17 protein-coding genes are annotated in these 19893 nt (G+C 51.0%); 10 read left to right on the plus strand and 7 right to left on the minus strand.

All coding sequences use genetic code 11. The features are described from left to right. Positions 1–61 precede the first annotated feature (61 nt). The 3 genes from HY774_11435 to HY774_11445 are packed head-to-tail and all read right to left on the minus strand — an operon-like array spanning position 62 to position 1456. Positions 62–400, minus strand: coding sequence for a hypothetical protein (locus HY774_11435; protein ID MBI4749094.1), 339 nt, complete (start codon positions 398–400; stop codon positions 62–64). A 59-nt stretch (positions 401–459) separates the two neighbouring features. Continuing rightward, positions 460–960, minus strand: coding sequence for a hypothetical protein (locus tag HY774_11440; protein MBI4749095.1), 501 nt, complete (start codon positions 958–960; stop codon positions 460–462). Next, complete coding sequence (locus HY774_11445; protein MBI4749096.1) at positions 953–1456, minus strand: hypothetical protein; 504 nt, start codon at positions 1454–1456, stop codon at positions 953–955. Before HY774_11445 ends, HY774_11440 begins: the two co-directional genes overlap by 8 nt. Before the next feature lie 124 nt (positions 1457–1580). Between HY774_11445 and HY774_11450 the strand changes: the two genes are divergently transcribed. Further along, on the plus strand, positions 1581–2309 hold the full coding sequence (locus tag HY774_11450) for a DUF434 domain-containing protein (protein ID MBI4749097.1): 729 nt from the start codon (positions 1581–1583) through the stop codon (positions 2307–2309). A 313-nt stretch (positions 2310–2622) separates the two neighbouring features. Here HY774_11450 and HY774_11455 read toward each other — a convergent pair whose 3' ends face one another. Further along, the gene (locus HY774_11455) at positions 2623–3201 is read right to left on the minus strand and encodes a thioredoxin family protein (protein ID MBI4749098.1); all 579 of its coding nucleotides are present in this window, start codon (positions 3199–3201) and stop codon (positions 2623–2625) included. 146 nt (positions 3202–3347) lie between these two features. Beyond that, the gene (locus tag HY774_11460) at positions 3348–6062 is read right to left on the minus strand and encodes a protein kinase (protein MBI4749099.1); all 2715 of its coding nucleotides are present in this window, start codon (positions 6060–6062) and stop codon (positions 3348–3350) included. 585 nt (positions 6063–6647) lie between these two features. On the opposite strand from HY774_11460, the gene HY774_11465 reads away from it, so the two are divergent. The 6 genes from HY774_11465 (at position 6648) to HY774_11490 (ending at position 12242) form a co-directional block, all read left to right on the plus strand. Then, on the plus strand, positions 6648–7163 hold the full coding sequence (locus HY774_11465) for a MerR family transcriptional regulator (GenBank protein ID MBI4749100.1): 516 nt from the start codon (positions 6648–6650) through the stop codon (positions 7161–7163). Positions 7164–7165: 2 nt separating this feature from the next. Further along, positions 7166–9796, plus strand: coding sequence for a VWA domain-containing protein (locus tag HY774_11470; GenBank protein MBI4749101.1), 2631 nt, complete (start codon positions 7166–7168; stop codon positions 9794–9796). A gap of 713 nt (positions 9797–10509) precedes the next feature. After that, positions 10510–10782: a hypothetical protein gene (locus HY774_11475; GenBank protein MBI4749102.1), complete on the plus strand. Its 273-nt coding sequence runs from the start codon at positions 10510–10512 to the stop codon at positions 10780–10782. A gap of 179 nt (positions 10783–10961) precedes the next feature. Then, on the plus strand, positions 10962–11480 hold the full coding sequence (locus HY774_11480) for a YggT family protein (protein ID MBI4749103.1): 519 nt from the start codon (positions 10962–10964) through the stop codon (positions 11478–11480). A gap of 86 nt (positions 11481–11566) precedes the next feature. Continuing rightward, complete coding sequence (locus HY774_11485) at positions 11567–12037, plus strand: hypothetical protein (GenBank protein ID MBI4749104.1); 471 nt, start codon at positions 11567–11569, stop codon at positions 12035–12037. Then, the gene (locus HY774_11490) at positions 12030–12242 is read left to right on the plus strand and encodes a hypothetical protein (protein ID MBI4749105.1); all 213 of its coding nucleotides are present in this window, start codon (positions 12030–12032) and stop codon (positions 12240–12242) included. Before HY774_11485 ends, HY774_11490 begins: the two co-directional genes overlap by 8 nt. Before the next feature lie 35 nt (positions 12243–12277). On the opposite strand, the gene HY774_11495 is transcribed toward HY774_11490, so the two are convergent. Continuing rightward, complete coding sequence (locus HY774_11495) at positions 12278–15910, minus strand: protein kinase (GenBank protein ID MBI4749106.1); 3633 nt, start codon at positions 15908–15910, stop codon at positions 12278–12280. Positions 15911–16207: 297 nt separating this feature from the next. Here HY774_11495 and HY774_11500 point away from each other — a divergent pair, with 297 nt between their 5' ends. The 3 genes from HY774_11500 (at position 16208) to HY774_11510 (ending at position 19308) form a co-directional block, all read left to right on the plus strand. Beyond that, positions 16208–16828 carry a sigma-70 family RNA polymerase sigma factor gene (locus HY774_11500; GenBank protein ID MBI4749107.1) on the plus strand — a complete coding sequence of 207 codons (621 nt, stop codon included), beginning with the start codon at positions 16208–16210 and terminating at the stop codon, positions 16826–16828. Then, positions 16818–17708, plus strand: coding sequence for a zf-HC2 domain-containing protein (locus HY774_11505; protein MBI4749108.1), 891 nt, complete (start codon positions 16818–16820; stop codon positions 17706–17708). Before HY774_11500 ends, HY774_11505 begins: the two co-directional genes overlap by 11 nt. A 337-nt stretch (positions 17709–18045) precedes the next feature. Continuing rightward, positions 18046–19308 carry a DUF4097 family beta strand repeat protein gene (locus HY774_11510; protein ID MBI4749109.1) on the plus strand — a complete coding sequence of 421 codons (1263 nt, stop codon included), beginning with the start codon at positions 18046–18048 and terminating at the stop codon, positions 19306–19308. Positions 19309–19722: 414 nt separating this feature from the next. On the opposite strand, the gene HY774_11515 is transcribed toward HY774_11510, so the two are convergent. Then, on the minus strand, positions 19723–19893 hold a 171-nt coding region (locus HY774_11515; protein ID MBI4749110.1), incomplete at its 5' end, for a hypothetical protein.

Genomic DNA, 19893 nt, shown 5'->3' on the forward strand with positions numbered 1-19893 from the left:
TCGCTCATCCGCGACTGCCCTCGCTTGAGTTCTCCTCAGTCTATTTGTCAAAGATCGATGGTCAACTTCTCTTCCAACCCCACCAACTTCTCAATAAACCCGGTTGGATTTTTACAGATTGAGTTCTGCGACACGCTCTATTTAGCTCTGCTCCGGTTGAGGCATAGCTACCGTTTCCAGGTTTGTAAGCATAAACTACCTGGGCAGAATGGAAATTACGCAGGGTTTGAAGAGCACTACTGGTATTTGCCTCTCTTTTTTGAGCGAAGCGAAATAAAACTACATTTAAACAAATCCCCACCAAACCCAAGCCAAAGGCTAAATACCAGAGCCCTTTGACCAGGGTATCTTCTTTTGATTCAGGTATTTTCATAGACCACTTTTGTTTTTCCGGGCTCATACTGATTCAGAAAATCCTTTGTCTGATTAAGGCAAGTTTCGAATCAATGCCTACCCTGATCAGTGTTGAAGAAGTGGGCTGTTCGCATCCGGCATCGTTGTCGGCGAGCCCGAATGCCTGATTTCACCCGTTTGATCAACATAAAAACAATCATCGCCAGTTCGAAATAATCCTGTTTGAACCTGAGGAACAATCACAATTGAATAGGTCGGTTCAGAATTTGGGGTTTTTGGGGTGGTTTTTATCGAGGCCATGATGTAGCCACCATACGGTATTCTTTGCATAGTGACCAACATTGGAGGTATAAAACCGGATCCATTCCCAGGGCAAAGCTCAGAAAGATCTGATTCAGTAGCAGCGTAATTGCTCTTCCCACCATAAGAGAAAATTGCTTGTGCACTGTGAAAATTGCGCATAGTTTGAATAGCCCCATTAGTATTTGCTTCTCGGGTTCTCATTGAATGAAACAAAGCCCCATTCACCGCCAGGACAAAAATACAGGAGCCAATCCCCAGAAACACAAGGATTCTTTGGAGGGTATCCCCTTTCGATTCAACCATTTTCAGGACTCCCCGTCGGCGACTTGGGCTCAAACTCATCCACAAAAGCCTGCTGTACAGACTCAACCAGCCTGGTATCCCCGGTTACTTCCAGCTTCAGGTAAATCCAGCTTATCGAACCCGCAAAGGTGGCATAGTCGCAATCAAGTTTCAGTTGAAAGGGTTCGGGAAGCCCAACCACAGTACAGGTTCGCTGTTCTGAGCGCCGTTGTGGGTACATCATTTCTTCGGGCTGGTCTCCGAAATAGGAAACCAAAATCGCGTGACGCGCGTCGCCTTCCCGATACTTCCCTTCCCAAAAATACCCGCCGTTGTCATCTCGGACGGTGGATTCACTCTGGTCACTCCGAACAGCAGGTGGTGAAAATAACGGGTCAATCAATCGGGCGGCTTCACGAATAAAGTTGATCAGGGCGACATCCATTGCGGGATTTGCTGGAATGTCACGCAGGGTTTCTGGCCAACTGAGTGTGTGTCGAAGGGTGGTCTGGTTCATTTACCTGTCCTTTCGGAGTGCGGCCCCCTTGACGCCACTTTTCCAAATCTCTTATCAATCCAGTGAATGAATGAAAGTTCTTCAAACAAAAGCGGCGTCAAGGGGGCCGCACTCCACATTTTTTATGTCTCCTGACAATCGAACCCATCGCGGTGCCCATCCGGAAGATCATATCCTCTTCGCTCCAGACCAGTTGGAACGGCTCCGGCTGGCAACCCTCGAACTTTCGTGGCTGCTCAGTCGCGGATATCAATTGAATTCGTCGTTGAAACTGGTCGGAGACCGCCATTCGCTCAGGGAACGTCAACGTCTGGCGCTTTCAAGAACTGCCTGCCCGGACCATCTTTTGCAATTGCGGGATGCCAAACAAATACCACTTGAATCCGTGCAAAATCAAGTCATTGTGATTGATGGATTCAATTTAATCATTACGCTTGAAGCAGCGCTGAGTCGGGGAGTGTTATTGCTGTGTCAAGATGGGTGCATCCGGGATTTATCAAGCGTGCATGGTTCGTACCGTTCCGTGATTGAAACGGAACATGCCATTGCCATTGTCGGCCAGATGCTGGCGATGGTTCAGCCAGCACAGGTAATCTGGTATCTGGACAAACCGATTTCCAATAGTGGTCGCCTGGCTCAAAAAATCCGAACCACGGCTGAAGAAAATTCCTGGAATTGGGAAGTTGAGGTCGTCTTTAACCCAGATCGGGCGATTATCGAATCCGGAAAAATTGCACTCTCATCTGATTCCGTTGTTTTGGACAGTTCATTCCAATGGGTCAACTTTGTCTCGGCCTGGACGGCTCTTCATCATCCTGACACCTGGATCATAAACCTCAGGAATGAAGAATGAAGAAAGTGGTTAGTGGTTAGTGGTTAGTGATGCCAGTTAAAGGTTGAAGTGGTTTTGGGGGTTCAGCCCAGGAACTGGGCGGAATAATTAAAGCCTCGGGTGGAGCGGAGCGGAATCCGTGGAAAACAAAATTGGTGGCGATGAATTCCGCCGTCGCCCAGGCTACGCTGACCGGTGATGGAGGCCACGGATTCCATTCGCTGACGCTCAGTCCACCCGAGGCTTGAAGACTGCCACCCGCTTCGTGGGTTCAAATCCGCTCATTTTTTCAACTCTTCACTGGCATCACTAACCACTAACCACTTTCTTTATTCTACTTTGGGGCAATTTTTTTCAACGTGCTGGAAATCTGTTGTTGTTGCGCTTCGGTCAAGCGTGGGGCGCCTTTTTTGAGAAAACCAAGAAAGGCTTTGATTTCTTCGTCGCTGCCCGGATATCCAATATTTTTCTGGTTGGGCATCTGGTTGGAATCAGCCACCTTTTTGCCTTTTTTATCCAGAATGACACAATAGGGCAACCCCGCATTTTCACCACCCCATTGTTTCAAATAGTCTTCGCCGCCTGGATTTTCGAGGGCTTCCTTTTCGCCGCGTTCCAAAACATCCAGTTCAAGGAACACAAAGTTTTCGCTGAATGGTTTTTGAATTTCGAGCAATCCCAACGCTGCGCTCAACCGACGACACCAGATGCACCACGAAGCCGTGAACTTTATAAACACGGCTTTGTTTGAAGCTTTGGCTTCGGCGGTTGCCGTGGCAATCAAGTCTTTAGCTGCAGTTGGTGCGACAGTACTTCTCAGGTTCATATCTGCTTTTACTGGAACAGTTCCTGCAAACTGCATCCCCACCGCCAGCACCAACCCAATCGTAAGGTAAAGTTTTTTCAATGACATAGGGTTACTTTCCTTCCTGGAAGCAAAATAGCAGATGGTACTGATACCATTTTGCAATGAAATGCTCGCATTAGAAAACAGTCAAGTAATTCACTCAAATAAACTGAGTGAACTACTGACGACTGACTACTGACTACAAACTGGTGTTATTCCTTATTATCAATTTTCTCTACTGTGGCGTCGCTTGAAATTGACCAGGCGCCCTTTCGGTTTTTTGTAAGATCACATTTTTCAACCGTGGCGGAGCCTCCGCCATCAACTTTTATGCCCTGGAGTCCATTCTGGTTGATGCGGCTGTCTTTTATCGTCAGACGGCTGCCTTTGGTAACCACCACCCCCGCCCAGCGATTACTGGAAATGTCACAATTGATGATCATTCCTTGAGCGCCATCCCAGGCACCGACCCCACTTGCCTTGCCATTTGAAACCGTACAGTTTTGCAATATTGGAGTGGTTTCACTGCCATAAATCGCCACGCAAACCAGTGAATCTGAACTGATTCGGCAATTATCGAGGATGACTCTTCCCTGTTTGATTTCAACCGTCGAGGCGCCCCCATTGTTTTGCCCGGCTTTTCCATTGAGCGTAAACCCCTGAACCTTTGCTTTTTCAACCTGGACGACCAGAACGGGGCCGCTGGTACTTTCAATAATCGTCTGGTCAGGACTTCCTTCGGCGGTCAGTTCAACCGCTTTATCCAAAAGTATCGTTTCGCGGTAGGTTCCAGGTTTGACTACAATTCGTTCTCCGGCCCTGGCTTTCGCCAGCGCATCATTGATCCGTTTGAAGGCTCCGGATCCATCAGCCGCGACGGTGAGCGCCGCACCCGCTGGTGGCAGGGATGGTGGAGGCTCGGGGGTTGAAGCTTTCGCCGGTTCCGGGGTTGAAGACGTGGTTTTTGAAGCAGGCTGAGCTTTTGGTGGAGTTTTTACAACTGGGACCTCGGGAACGGTATTTTTTAACCACCAGAAGCCAAACGCCAGTAACCCGCCACCCAACACCACAATCAACACCGCGACCCGGACCCACGAAACTTTCTTGGGATAGGTAGATCCGACTATTTCAGCCACCTGAACCTCCGTGGATGGTGCCGAGCCTTCGGGTGGAAGTGATTTGGTAACCGAAACAAACGCCACTGGTTCCGGCTTGTCACTCTTATGAACGGAGAGCAAAACCAGCGGTTTTTCTTCAACAACTGGCTGAGGAGCAGCGGGAGGGTCCACCGGCAGTGAAGACCACAACGGACTGTCGCTGACCGGGGCTGATTTGGCAGCCATGTTGTGCTCAATCGCCCTGGCAATGACTTCTTTTAATGGCGGAGCGGCTTCGGGAGTCTCTTTTTCGAGCAAGACGGAGGACGATTTCGGTTTTATGAGTTCCGCCGTAATTTGAGATTCTGATTTGGTCTTTTCAAGACTCACCGGAGTGACTGGTGGCTCAGAAGTCTGGACCTCGGAAACCAGTTCAGAGGTTCTTTTTGCAAGTGAAACCGGAGGTTCAACATCTAAAGAAGCGGCGGCTTCACCAACAGCTTCTGGATCTGGTGATATTGGATCTTCAAGAATTTCAGATGGTTCCGGTTCTTTTGACTCAGTGGAAACTGGCTCTTCCGGTATGGATTCGATTGAGGTTTGGCTGGCGGATTTTGAAGCCTGGGCTTCGAGCTCTATTTCCTGAGTGGTTCGGAGCCGAATTGAACTTGTGGGATCCGTTGGCAAAGCAAGCGGCTGATTCGGCTTGAGCTTGACCTCTGGCAGGCGAGCGGCGGAATACTGCGGAATGATTTCTTGAGTGGTTCGCAGCTTGATCGAACCAGTCGGCTCAGAGGGAAAAGAAACAGACGAATCTTCGGCTTCAGCTTCTGGAGTTGGCAGCTCTGAAACTGAAATTTCAGGCGTTTCCATTTTGATGGTTTGACTGGGCGGTGGAATTTCCGCCGGCAACGACTCCATCACTATTGTTTCCGGTGCCTGGCCCAGTGCATCGGTCGGGAGAGTCGCAATTCCGGTTTGTTTGAATTGAGGCAGCGGTGTATCCGACCCAAGTTCCGCGTCCGGCATAATGCTGTATTCAAACGCCATCAGCAAATCCGATTGCATCTCGCTTGCTTTCCAGTAACGCGGAAAACTCTCCTTGTGGAGTGCTCGCTTCAAAAATTTAATAAATGATCGGGCAATAATCCGAGGCAAGGGGTCTGGATCCTGGGTCAGAATCGCCCACAACAATTCATCCCGGTTGTCGTGCGGAAACGGCAGGCGACCAGCCAGCAACCGATAAAAAATAACTCCAGCCGACCACAAATCAGTTTGCGGTGAAAAAAAACCACCCAGTGATTCGGGGGCCGAATACCACAGCGTTTCCAGGCGGGCTTCGTTTTGCAAATCCGGTTGAATGGCGGGGACAAGCCCAAATTCCGTTAACCGCGGGGTGCCGCGACGCAGCATGATATTGGAGGGCTTGAGGTTACCATGCACAATCCCATTTTTGTGCAGGTGCTCAAGACCGTTCAATATCCCGGTGAGAATATCAACGGCTTCACCAACTGATTCGGCTTTCCCGCCATAGCGTCGAAACCAATCCTCAAGTGATCCGCCGGGTTCAAAGGGCATCACCATGGCCAGGCTATCTCCCTGAACATCAACCTCGGTAATCGGGACGATGTTTGGGTGAAGCTCCAATTTGGACCATCGGATACTTTCCTGGACGACGGGTTCAAGCTTCTGTTTCAAGTTGTGAATTTCTTTAATCGCAACTTCAGTGTTGAACTCCTCGTGCCTGCCTAGCCACGTAGAGCCAAAGGTCCCTTCCCCAATTGTTCTTACCCTGGTCAATGCATTTAACTTTTCCTGCGTCACGGCCATGACCATCCTCAGCTACATAGAATCAAGGCATCGCGATCAACCCCGAAATATCCACCATCCCTAACCTCATCGGCACCCACCTGGACAGCCGTTGGTGTCAGGTTGGCCTACTGTTCCTGAATCAGATTCAAAGTGATGATGGGTTCCCTGGTAAGCGACGATAGCCTTGTGTTTGTGAAGGCTCTAATACTCTTCAAAATGAGCAGATTATGCAAGGTTTCCTGAAGAAAAAGGTGAGATTTATCAAAATAGCGAAATAGTGAAGCAATGAAGTAGTGAAGTAGCGCAGGGTTACGTCTCAGATTGGTTTCTTTCAACTCTTTAGGTTTTGTTGACATTTCTTCGCCGCGTAGCGGAGATCTGAGTTTAGACAGGTGCTTTAGCACCGGGAAGGATCGAATTTGGTATCCGCCGCTAAATCATCGCAACGCTCATTTCCTGGCCTTGAAAGACTGGGCTCAATTCATTCCTCCGCTACGCAGCGCAAAATGTCAACAAAATCTAATTCCTGTGATTTTGACGACTTCGCTATTTCGCTAATTTTAACTTGACAGTATTACAGTAATTCTGTAGATTACTGTCGTTATGGATACGACATCACCTTTCCTTACACTTGAAGAACTTTCAGCCACCGTCGGTCAGTTGCTTGACCGGTATGGCTTACGCGATGCCCAGCGGGATGCCAGGGTATCGGCAATACCGGACGCCCGGACCATCCGGTATTACACCACGCTCGGCCTGCTTGATTCTCCGACGGTCCAGGGGAGGCAGGCCCGCTATCAGCGCCGGCATGTGCTGCAACTCCTGGCAATCAAAGCGTTGCAGGGCGCATCGCTCACCCTGGGTGAAATCCAGGAACGACTCTATGGACGCACCGACGAAGAGCTTGAACAACTGGCGGCCAGTCTGGCCCAACAGCAATCAGAGGCCGTTGAACTTCGCCCCGTCGTGTGGAGAGAAATTGTCATTGAACCTGGATTGAAAATCGTGGCTGACGAACAGTGGTTCCCAGGCACTGATCTCGAAGCCACCCTCAACCGAATTCGCGCGGCCTTAACCGTGCTTCAAGCCTCAGACCAGCGAGGCAAACGGAGAGAATGATCATGACTGCTCCTGTGATAATTCCGATGATTGAAGTGATCGAAGAAATTCGCCGCTGTCAGGTCGGTGTCCTGACTGTCAACCAGGCTACCCGGCCAGTGACCCTGCCCCTGACCAAAGTGGATATTTCGGCCCGTGTCGCGGACCGAGTGGCGCATGTCACGATGCTGGAAACATTTCGTAACCCCCACCAGGAGCACCTGGAAGCGGTCTATACTTTTCCACTTCCGGGCAGTTCAGTTGTCTCAAGTTTTGAAATGAAAGTTGGGGACCGAACCATCCACGGTGTCGTCAAAGAACGTGGCGAAGCCCGGCGCAGCTATCAGCAGGCGCTTGAGGCTGGCCGCCGGGCGGCCCTGCTGGAACAGGAACGCGATGACATTTTCACGGTTCAGGTCGGAAATCTGCCGCCCGGCGAAGAAGTCACTATCAAATTGACTTATTCCGAACGGCTTCCCTTTTTTGAAGACGGCACGACTGAATTGCGGTTGCCGCTGGTGGTCGCGCCCCGTTACATTCCCGGCCAACCGGTTGACCGCGACACGGTTGGAGACGGGGTCGAGCTCGACACCGATGCTGTCCCCGACGCCTCACGGATCAGTCCGCCACGACTGGCCGCCGGGTTTGATCCGAAAGTCGGATGTGTGATTCAAGTTGAGTTGATTCGCCCCGAAGTTTCAGGAAAACCCGCTGAAATCAATGATTTGTGTTGTTCGCAACATGCCGTGAGAACCAAAACATCTTCTGGATCCGTGGTTATTTCACTGAGTCGTGATAATGAGCGACTCAACCGGGATTTTGTCTTGCGCTGGCAGCTTGCCGAAGCGGCGATTCAATCGCACTTTCTGGTCCATCGAACACCTGAAGGCGAGCTGGTCGGACTGGTCTCGATCATTCCTCCGAAACGCGATGTTGTCTTTGGCACCCCGCGTGATGTCGTGTTTGTCCTTGACCGCTCCGGTTCGATGGAAGGCATCAAAATGACGTCGGCGGCCCGGGCGTGCAGTTCTCTCCTGCGGACACTGAGCCCACAGGATCGGTTTGCGATTCAGGCGTTTGACCATCAGGTTGAGTGGTTCCATCCGGAACCAGGAAACCGTCAGGTTGTTTTTTCAACCGCCGATGAAGCCGGCCTTGATCAGGGCGAAGCCTATTTGCGCAAGGTCACCGCGCGCGGGGGAACCGAACTTGACATGGCAGTGAGCCATGCCCTCCACGCAATTGTCCGTCGTGAAGAATCCACACCTCGAATGCCGGTGATTGTGCTGCTGACCGATGGCCAGATTGGCGATGAATCCCGCGTGCTGAAACGGATTCAACAGGAACTGGGCGCCGCCCGGGTGTTTACGGTTGGAATTGATACGGCGGTGAATGAAGGGTTTTTACGCCGACTGGCCACGATTGGCGGAGGGACGGCGACGTTTGTCCAGCCCGGATCACAACTTGAAGAAGCCCTCCAGGCAGTGGCCCGCGAGATGGGCAAGCCGGTCCTGACCAGCCTCGAACTCGAAGCGGGCAAAGGAGCCATTGAAAAAGAAACCATCGCCCCCAATCGGATTCCAGACGTGTTTGCTGGTCGCGCCACCACCGTGTTTTTCCGATTGCAAAAAGCCGGGTCAATCAAGATTAAAGGACAAACCGTTGACGGGAAGAAATTTACGGAAACGATTGAACCACAATCGCTTGAGCTGCCAGCCCTGGCTCAACTCTGGGCGCGAGCGCGGGTGATGGATTTGGAAGACCAGTACCGGATTGACACCAGTCGCCGTGACGCACTGAAACAACAAATCATTGACCTCAGCGTCAGGCATTCGATTTTGACCCGCTTTACCGCCTTTGTGGTGGTTGATGAACAGGAAGTAGTCAACGCCGACGGCACCCGCCGCAAAGTGGTTCAACCAGTGGAAATGCCCGCCGAGTGGGAAATGCAAAACGATTTGTCAAAGATGACGCTGGCGGGTGGGTATGCCGGCGCGATGCCACCAATGCAGTTTGCCATGCGGAGTCCTTCGCCAATGGCCTCAGCCGCACCGCCGCCGCCACCTGGCGGATTTAGCAAGGCTGCACCATCAGCTCCTGAGGCTATGCCGATGCCGTCCTCTCCAAAATCCAGCGGTGGGACCCTGGATGCCGTCGGAGATGTGGTTGAAAATATTGCCCAGTGGGTTTTAGGCAACATTCCTTCTCCGAAAAAGCAGAAATCCGTACCCCGACAAGAATCCGAAGGCGGTGCAGCCGGAAAGCCAGCAGTGCCCGCAGGTGGGAACCGTGAATTCAGCCAGGCATTTACGGCGCTCCTGGATGCGCTGACGCAGTACAAACACAGCCTTGATGGTGGAAAATTGCCATCCCCGACTGCACTTGAACAGGCACGCCAGACATTGCTCAGAATTCTCGGTGCTTCTGAAATTGGTCTTCAACTGGTTGAATTACAACGGTTTCTGCGGTCTGGGCTGCTCGAATTGATTGCAGCGGTTCAGAACACCAAAGCCACTCCGAAAGCGGTGCTTGAATTATTTGACCAGCACCAGAACACCCTGGAAAAAGTCAAAGCTGAAGCATCACCGTTTTTAGGAGCATCAACCACTACCAAACCCAAACCAGCCGGTGAATTTTGGGGGGATTCGATTTGATTCTGGAGTGCGGCGGCTTGACGTTGCTTTTATCTAAAGCAGGTGAAAGCGGCGTCAAGCCACCACACTCCAAAGGTGCTGTTTTTATACCAATTGGCAATGGAATCCCCGTATGAGAAAACAGTCAAATAGTTCAATCAAATAAACTGAGTGAACTACTGATGCCAGTTAAGAGTTGAAAAAATGAGCGGATTTGAACCCGCGAAGCGGGTGGAAGGCTCGTAGCCCAGGGTGCAACCCTGGGAAAACGTTGCCTCCTCACTCCCGCCCAGCCAGCCGGGCGGGGTGAGAGTGCGGAGTGACTGGTTCCCAGGGCTCGAAGACTCACCCTGGGCTACGAGCCTGCGTCTACTTCGTAGACTGAGAACCAAAACCACTTCAACCCTTAATTGGCATTACTGACTACTGACTGGGATTATTCCAGTTCAATTGGCCAAAAGTACAATCAACTCATTGTAATTCCGCTGCTCATATAAACATTAAGCCTTTGTTATCTACAAATTCTCAGTGTCAAACTAGCTTATCCGCAGCGGGTAATCTAAATCCCCGAAGTGAATGAGATTTTGGATCAAAACTCGACTTATTTTATTTAATCTATTGATTTTATTTCAGTTTCCCCGTAGTGTTGGAGGCGCTTTCAGGCAACCCAGGGCTCGATCAAAGACACCTACTTTCAATTGGGACTATTACAATTTATTCTGGAGGGCACACCAATGTCAGTTACTTCAATGATCATACTTGTTTTGATTGCCGGGATCTGCGGCGCCGTGGGACAAAGTATTGCCGGATATAGCCGTGGGGGCTGTCTGGCCTCGATTGCCGTTGGCTTCATTGGGGCAATGCTCGGAATGTGGGTGGCAAAACTGATGGGATTGCACGAACTCTTTGCTGTTCGGATTGGCGGCCAAAGCTTCCCGATTGTGTGGTCAATTATTGGCTCAGCCCTGTTTGTCGCTCTGATTAGTTTTATTTCCAAACAGCGATAACCAAAATAATACCAGTTTGTAGTCAGTAGTCAGTAATCAGTAGTTCACTAAGTTTATTTGGTTGAATTACTTGACTGTTTTCTCATACGGGGATTCCATTGCCAATTGGTATAAATCTGCCCACTCTGATTTCAAAAAACGATGGGTCAGCCGCAGGCTTTTTTTCGGAGGACAAGCCCATGACTGAACAAGATAAACTCATGCTTGATGATTCAAGTCGAATTGCTCAACTCGAAGCGGTGAAAAATGAAGTTCGCGGCGAAGTTCGGGCCGAAGTGATGCGCCACGCCAATCAGCTTGATCCAGTGGAACAGAAGCAGGCGGCGGAAATCGGTGCCCAAATCAAACAAACAGCCATTATCGAAGTGGCCCGCACGGAACGCGAAATCCAACGTGCCCGCGCAGCCGCTCGATGGACACAGGTGGTGAACTATGTGTTTTTCACGGTGTACTGGCTGATCGGGCTGGAAATCTTCCTCGAACTCTTTGGCGCCCGCGAAGGCAATGGCTTCCGGCGGTTTATCCAGGCCGTGACAGCCCCGGTGCTGGCGCCGTTCAGGCAGTTGTTTTATGATCCTTCGGTTGGGCCGTTTCAACTCCGGTTTTCCTATGTCGCGGCGCTGATTGTGTATGCCCTGCTGCACTGGTTTATCAAACGGACCATTCGACTGACAACAAAAGCAGTTCCAGTTGCCTGACGAATCCAAAACCTCCGTTCGTTGACAAGGAAAGCCAGCCTGACACAGGATTGAGAACCCCAATCTTTTGTTGAATGAGGTGGTGAATGAATTTGTTGGAAGAATTCCTGGGAATCATCGACACCTTGAATGCCGCCCACATTGATTATGCGGTATGTGGAGGGCTGGCGGTGGCCTATTACGGGTACCCACGATTCACCAAAGATATTGATTTGTTGATACTTGCGGCAGACCTCCCACACATTCGAAAACTGCTCGAACCGCGTGGATTTGTTTTTTACAGCGGCGCCATTCCTTTTGATCCAGGGTCTGCGCAATCACGGGTCATCCATCGCCTTTCCAAGATTGAAGGTCAGGATGTATTCGCCCTCGATTTGATGATTGTGGGTCCAGTATTTGATTCAATTTGGAACGACCGTGATGTTGTGCTCTGGGTCAATCGAAAGGTCCAAATCGTTTCATCTGAAGGATTAGCGCAGATGAAACGATTGGCTGGCCGTGACCAGGATCACCTTGATTTAAAACAACTTGGGCTTTGGGAGACCCTCGATGAATAACACCAACTCAACCCGGTTGAAATTCGACATGTCTCAAGAAGCCGTTGATCAGCGGCTCCGCGATGTTTCAGAACTCTTTCAGTTGGGAATGTCGCTCCAGAAAGCAACCTACCTTGGAAAAGCAAAAGATATTTTGCGATCAAAAGAGGATGGGGCTCCAGATATAACAAGCCGGCAATCGGAAGACAACCAGATGCTTCGTTAAGGAACGATCATTTGAGCTTAATATTTCCCGCCCCATCATCTCGGATCCATCGAATTTTCACCACTTTCGATCATTTCGGCTGGAGGCACCTGCCGCGTCGGCAGTTCATCTGCTTCAGGCTCTTTCAAGGCAACTCGCATTTCAGCCACCAGTTTTGACCGATGCGTGATCTGGGTCGGCATATCCGAAATCATCAACGGGTCAGTTTCCATATCTGGAAATGGCGTGTCTTCTTTGAGCAGTTCCGGATAGTTGGCCGCCGCCTGAGCCAGGGCTTCGGTAAATTCAGTCGGAGTTGGCCGCCGGTTTGGGTCTTTTTCCAGTGCCTGATGAACCACGGCTTCGATTTCGAGCGGGATATGCGGATTGACCGTGTGCAATTTCGGAGGATTGCGCTGAAGCTGGAAAATCACCATTTCGACCAGATTGTTGGCGGTGTTTTGAAACGGTGTGCGGCCACAGAGCATTTCATACACCACAATGCCCAGGCTGTAGACATCTGATTTGCCATCATATTTTGAATTATTCAACCGCTCTGGCGCCATGTAGGCTGGCGTCCCGATAATCCCGCCCGTCAGCGTGAGTTTATGGCGGCTCGAAATCAATTCATCTTCGACCAGTTTCGCAATCCCGAAATCCACCAGTTTGACCACTTCGCCATTTGGAGTCTGGTGCAGGTAAATATTTTCCGGTTTGATGTCGCGATGGATCACACCCATCTGGTGGGCTTTGGCCAGTGCTTCGCAGATTGGAACCGTGATTTCCAGACAGCGCCGGAGCGTCAACACTTTGAATTCTTTCATTTCCTGGGCCAGCGAATGCCCGTTGAGTAATTCCATCACCAGATAGGCCACGCCATCCTGGGTAATACCCGAATCCAGAATGGCAACCACGTGGGGATGATTGATCCGTGAGGCTGAAATGCCTTCGAGACGAAACCGTTCGATGGCATCAGCCGAGTCATTTCCAGGCGTTGGACGAAAGACCTTCACGGCCACTTGCCGGTTTAAAGCCAGATGCGTTGCTCGAAACACGGCGCCAAAGCCACCGGACCCAATCTTTTCATCGAGCCGGTATTTTTCATCAATCACGGTGCCCGGCATGGCTTCGGTCAGGGCTGAGAAAATCCGGTCAGCCTGACGTTGCGAAGCCAGCAACTCCTGGATTTTGGCGTCCAGTTGTTTGTTTTTCTGTTCAACTTCGGTTTTTGCGTTTTTGACCTCGACCACGGTTTGGGCCAGTTCCTCATTTTTCTGATCAAGCTGGGCGGTCCGGTCAGTGACTTTGGCTTCGAGGATCGCATTCTGGCGGTGCAACCGTCGCAACCGGTATTGGTGCCCGCCAAATAAGCTCCCGGCCACGACTACGAAATACAGGACCGAGGCCCACCAGGTCTGGTACCAGTGGGGCTTGAGGATAAAGATCAACGTTGCCGGGGTTTCGCTCCACACGCCATCGTTGTTACAGGCTTGCACCAAAAATTGATACTGGCGCGGCGGAAGGTTGGTATAGCGCACATTTCGCCGGGCGCCGACCTCAATCCAGTCATGGTCATACCCTTCCAGAAAAACTTTGAACTTGACCTTCCCAGGTGACAGAAAACTGAGCCCGGCGTATGAAAACTCAATCCGGTCTGACCCTGGCTTCAATTCAACCGCCTGACTCAAATCAACCGGTGTTCCATCCACGTCGAGGGCTTCAATGGCCACTGGTGGCGGAAGTAAATTGGTCCGGATGTGTTGCGGGTCAATCACCGTCAGCCCGCCAATGGTGGCAAACCAGAGGCGTCCATCACGGGTTCGACACCCGGCTGGTTGTGAACCGCCATTGCATTGATTGCTCTTCATTCCGTCGGAAATCCCATACACCGTGGATTTGATTTTGAGGATTTTTCCGGCCATAAAGGCTTCCAGTTCTTCACGTTTCACCGAAAAAATGCCCCGGTTGCAACTCAACCAGAAACTCCCGTGCCTATCTTCCAAAATCTGGAACAACTGATTTTCAAAAATGCCATCATCCCGGGTGAAGTTGTAAAACACGCCGTTTTGGTAACAGCTAATCCCTCCGTTGGTGCACATCCACAACGTTCCGGCGGCATCTTCATAAAATGAGTGAACTGATTGATTGAGGATTCCAACCGCACTCTCAAACCGGGTATACATTCCGTCTTTAAACCGCACCAGACCTGAACCGTCAGTCCCAAACCACAGATTCCCCAGGTGATCCACAAAAATGGCTTCGACGATTTTCGACGGGAAATTCGGAACGATACCAAACGTGCCGTTTTTGTAGTAACTCAAGCCACCGCCAATGGTGCCAATCCAGAGCGTGCCTTCCCGATCTTCGCAAAGAGCATAAATCCGGTTATAGGAAAGCCCGTCTTTGGTGGTGTAGGTCGTAAATTTTCCATTTTCAAACTTACATAGTCCTCCACCATTGGTCCCAATCCAGACCACACCCCGGCTATCTTCCAAAACGCATCGAATGAAATCATTTGGCAGTCCGTCACGGGTCGAATAGACCGTAAATTTTCCATCTTTGAGATAATTGACCCCGCCACCTTCCGTCCCAATCCAGATGCCTCCGGTGTGGTCTTCAGTCACCACCCGCACATTGCTGGCAGCCAGTCCATGTTTGGCGGTGTAGGTCGTAAACTTTTGTTCCCGCAGGACATTGAGCCCCCCGCCATTGGTGCCGATCCACATATTTCCCTCGTGGTCTTCACACAGGGAACGCACAATGTTGCTGGTCAACCCTTCCTGTAACCCCAACGACGAAAACCGGCCATGCTGGAACCGGCACACACCGCGGTCTTCAGTGCCGATCCAGACACTTCCCTCGCGGTCACAATAGAGTGACCGAATCACATTGGAAAGCAATCCATCTGCCGTCGTGAGGGTCTTTGACGTTCCATTGTCCAAAATCGTAATGCCACCACCTTCAAGCCCAATCCATATGCGCCGGGATTGATCCTCGCAAATGGCTTTGACATAGGTCGAAGCCAGACCGCTTTCCCGCGAAAATGAAACAAACTCATTGTTGAAATAGCGGCAGATCCCACCTCCCGTGGTACCAATCCACATTGCCCCCTGATGGTCGCAAAACAGAGTGTTGATCGCGTTGGCTGACAGTCCGTTTTGGGTGTTGAAGAGCTGAAACTTCCCACCGTCATAAACCACCACCCCGTTTTCCTGGGTTCCAGCCCAAATTCTTCCCTGTTTATCAACACACACCGTAACCAGAAAATTGCTTGGGAGCCCCTGTTCGGTTGTGAAACTGGTGAAGGTGTGATTCTGATAGCGCACCAGCCCGCCGCCTTTGGTTGCCATCCAGAGGCTTCCGTCCGGGCCTTCCGCCAGGGCCATCATGCTGTTGTTTCGAATTTGGGGCGTGTTGCTGCCGTCAAAGATCGTAAACCGGACGCCATCAAAGCGCGCCACGCCTTCATAGGTGCCAAACCACAAATAGCCATCTTTGGTCTGAACGATGGAATGCACGGTGTTTTGCGGGAGGTCATCCTGATAGGCGGCGTGGCTGTAATCAATCAGTTCTTTTTTGGGGTCTAAGGCGCTGACTGGCAACCACCAGCCGAAAAACAGGGCTATCAGCACCAAAAATCGGCAGCAAAGCAGACGGAATTGGTTTTGAGTCCACGAAGTGGGCGACATTGGTTAAAGCCTCGGGCGAAACGAGCGTCAGCGAGTGGAGTCCGTGGCGAAGGAATCAGCCGTCTGGGCGAGTCGCAGGAAGTGACCCAATAATTTGCGGATTTGGTTTGAAGCCGCATAATACCTAAATTGTGCCTTGATTACCAATTGAGGTTTTTGGATCGGCCTCTCGATACAGGTCATTCTGAAGCTTCATATTGTTTGCTTTAGAACAATTTTCCCACTTTGCGACTTTTTTCTGCAACTTTTCTGAAGTTCTGACCACACACTGGCCGAAACCAAGGATGAGGAAGCAGCATGATTGAGGCAATGAGACTGGAAAAAACGTCAACTGGACCAGCCGCCACTTCACCCGAGAGCGTGCGCACCATTTTTGAGCGTGCCTGTCGCGGCGATGAAGATGCCTTTCGGTTGATCTTTAACCGCTATGCCCGGCCCGTGATGAGTTTTCTCCACAATCTGGTGAACAATCACGAACTGGCCGAAGAACTCACCCAGGAGACCTTTGTTCGCGCCCACCGCATGCTCAACACCATGCGCGAGGACACCAAAGTTTCAACCTGGTTGTTCGGAATCGCCAAAAACGTGTCGCGCGAAGCCGTCCGCCACCGGATTCGATCTGAATCCAATGTCGAAATTGCCGAAAGCGGATTGAATCAAATGTCCGACCCACGGCAACGGCCCGACGGCGAATTGCTCACCAAAGAACTCAATCGTGTCATCCACCACGCCCTTTCACTCCTCGATGAAGACAAACGGCTGATTTTTTCACTCCAGGCATTTCATCAGTATAGTTATGAGGAAATTGCCGAAATCACCGGGTTTACCATTCCAAAAATCAAAACTGATCTTCATCGGGCGAAAGCGGAAATGCGCAAGCGGATTCGTCCTTATCTGGGAGAACGCCATGAACTGTGATGACTACGTGCTGTTACTGGAAGAATTTGTGGACGGGGAACTTGGTGAATCAGACGCCAAAAAAGTCGAGGCTCATCTGACAACCTGTAATCCATGCCGGATACTCCTGGCTGAATTGAAAGAAGAGCAGGCGATTTTTGCCCGCTATGACCCCGGCCTGGAACCCAGTCCGAATCTCTGGCAAGGGATTGAAGACCGATTGAAAGCTGAAAGTGCTCTTGGCTCCCCAAAACCGGCTGAGCCTTTGGGCTGGGGGCAAAAAATCAATGACTGGATCACTCGACACTTTCACACACCCCGACTCACTCCGGCATTTACGATGATTGTGGTGGTGGTGGCGGTGGGGTTGACGATTCTGGTCATGCGACCAAATCGGCTGCACGTACCAGTTTCCCCTGTGGATCCAACCGGCATTGGCGGCATCAATATTGGAACGGGAAACCCTGGCGACGACATCGTGTCCTCGACACCATCAAAAGTGGATGAAACGGCATCCGCCATTCAGCCAGCGCCACCGCGTCCCGTCAAAGTGGTATTGCCTCCGCCCCCTGCCCCTGCCAAACGGGAGCCAAGCGTTCAGGAGTTGATTCGCGATGCCGAATCGAAATACCGGGCGGCCATCACGGTGCTCACCCGAGATGTAAACAAGCGCCGGACCACCATGGATCCGTTGCTCGTGGCTCGACTCGACAGCACGCTCGAAGCGATTGACCATACAATTGCCGACACCAAACTGGCCGTCAAAATGAATCCAAATGATCCGGTTGCCGCCCAATATTTGCTGACGGCCTACGCCAAGAAAGTTGAAGTGCTGCAGGAAATGGCCAGCGTGGCGTCGCCAACAACTCCGGCCAAAAAACCGGTTGAATTAAGACCCTAAACGAACCTTAGGGACCCAGAAGAAAATAAAATTCCAGTGAAATCGGGGTCAGGGTTCAGGGTTCAGGGTTTCGGCGATGAAGCGACTAATCCCGTTCAAGATGAGAATTGGGAAACCGACAGTTACAACTCAAGTTGGATTATCCTGCCCTGAACCCTGAACTCTGACAAGATGACCGACTGACACGGTGACACGATGACACGGTGAGTTTTTCATCCCTCATCCTTCATCTCTCATCCCTTCCGAAAACCCTGAACTCTGAACCCTGAACCCTAATAAAAAGACCGTGAACCTGACTGAATCTGAAACGACACAACAAAAAAGGACTGTGACTACCATGAGGAGACGAAACTTTATCGCACTTTTTCTGATGATCTTCGCTATAGATAGCGCCACCATGCTGTCCTGGAATTCGGTTGAAGCCGCAGCCATTCCGCAAGATCAACCGACTGTACACAAACTGCCCCCTGGGGGGAAAATCACCATCCGCCAGGCACTTGGCGAACTCTCCGTCATCGGGGTTTCTGGCGACACGGTGACTGTCGAAGCCCAAAATGACCACGGTGAGCCGGCTGAAGTGATCATTCAACCCGACGGTCAAAACCTCCTGATTTCAACCGAGGTTGATGGGCCGCGAAGGAAAAAAAGAGCACTTTCCCTGGAAGTGAAAATCCCGACTTCCGCAAACCTTACCATTGAAGCAAAGGGCGGTGAAATCTCAGTTTTAGATGTCACTGGCCAGGTCACAATTGGATCGGGCGGCGGTGAAATAAAACTGGTCAATATCGGGTCGCTGGTGGCGGCGACTGGCGGTGGCGAAGTTACGGTTCAAAAAGTAACCGGTACCGTTGAAATCAGGACCGGTGGTGGTGAACTGCAGGTCTCGGATGTTTCAGGGGCAGTTTCTCTCATCACCGGCGGCGGTGAAGTGGGGACATCTAATACCGGAGATTTGGAAGTTCGCACGGGTGGTGGTGACGTGGTTATCCGCGATGTTCACGGCTCGGCTTCAATTGCCACCGGCTCAGGCGATCTGGTCGTTTCCAAAGTCGAGGGCAATTGCGAGCTCAAAAGTGGCCACGGGGACGCCAGTCTCAGAGATATTTCCGGGAATGTGGCGCTCTCGAATGTGAGCGGAGATGTAGTCGCCCAAAACATCGGCGGCAATATGGCGGTGGCCTCGATCAGCGCCGATATGGATCTGACCTGTATCAAGGGCCGGGTTGAAGTCCGCAATGCCAGCGGGTCGGTGCAACTGGCGCATATTGGCGGAGATATCGAAGTGACTTCAACCAGTGGTGATGTGACAATCTCAACTGAAATTGCCCAGGGGAACCGGTATCGCATCAAAACCACTTCTGGAAATCTGTTGATGGTGGTGCCTGATTCAGCCTCTGGATTTTCGGTCAATCTCTCTTCGTACACGGGCACGGTTGAATCCAACTTAAAACTGGAAGGTGCCACCTCGACCGAAAAAAAATTGACTGGCCAATATGGCACAGGTCGTGGAGAAATCGTGCTTGATACCTTTAGCGGCTCCGCCTCACTCAAGAAAGGCGCCGTCAAGGGGCAATCCGATTGTGGAAAAAAGAGTGAGTAGTACCAGTTTGCAGTCAGTAGTCAGTAGTCCACTAACTTCATTTGATTAAACCACTTGACTGTTTTCTAATGCGGGACATTCCAAAATGGTATTATACCATTTTGGAATGAAGTCCTCGTATTAGAGCGAGGCTAAACTATTGAAAAGATTGTATTTCCCTTAGCCCTTAGCCCTTAGCCCGATACCCTCAGCTCAAAATGGTATTATTTGGTTCTGTCACAAATCTTGTGATGGGATTGATTGAGAAAACTTCCTGGCCAGGAACCAAAGGGCGTCCCGGTTCAAATGCCTCTGGTTCAGATCCTCATTACGGAATGCGTTCCAGGAACAAGATTTTGGCTGAAGAAAAAGCAAGGCTTGAGCCTGTTTTCTCCAGCCAAAAATCTTCAAGTTTGAGTCCAAACCTGGGTGGTCCTACTGCTCAGGTGTATCGTTTTTCAAGACATCCACCAGTGTCGTGAATTTTCGGCCTTCGACGATCACCAGATCAAAGTCCCGTTCACCGGCAAAGCTTCCGATTCTCAGTCGGGATTCGTCATTTCCGGCGGGCGATTCAAACCGGAAGAGTCCACCGTCTCCAAACCA

This window comes from Acidobacteriota bacterium, assembly GCA_016208495.1.
Classification (GTDB): Bacteria; Acidobacteriota; Blastocatellia; order Chloracidobacteriales; family Chloracidobacteriaceae; genus JACQXX01.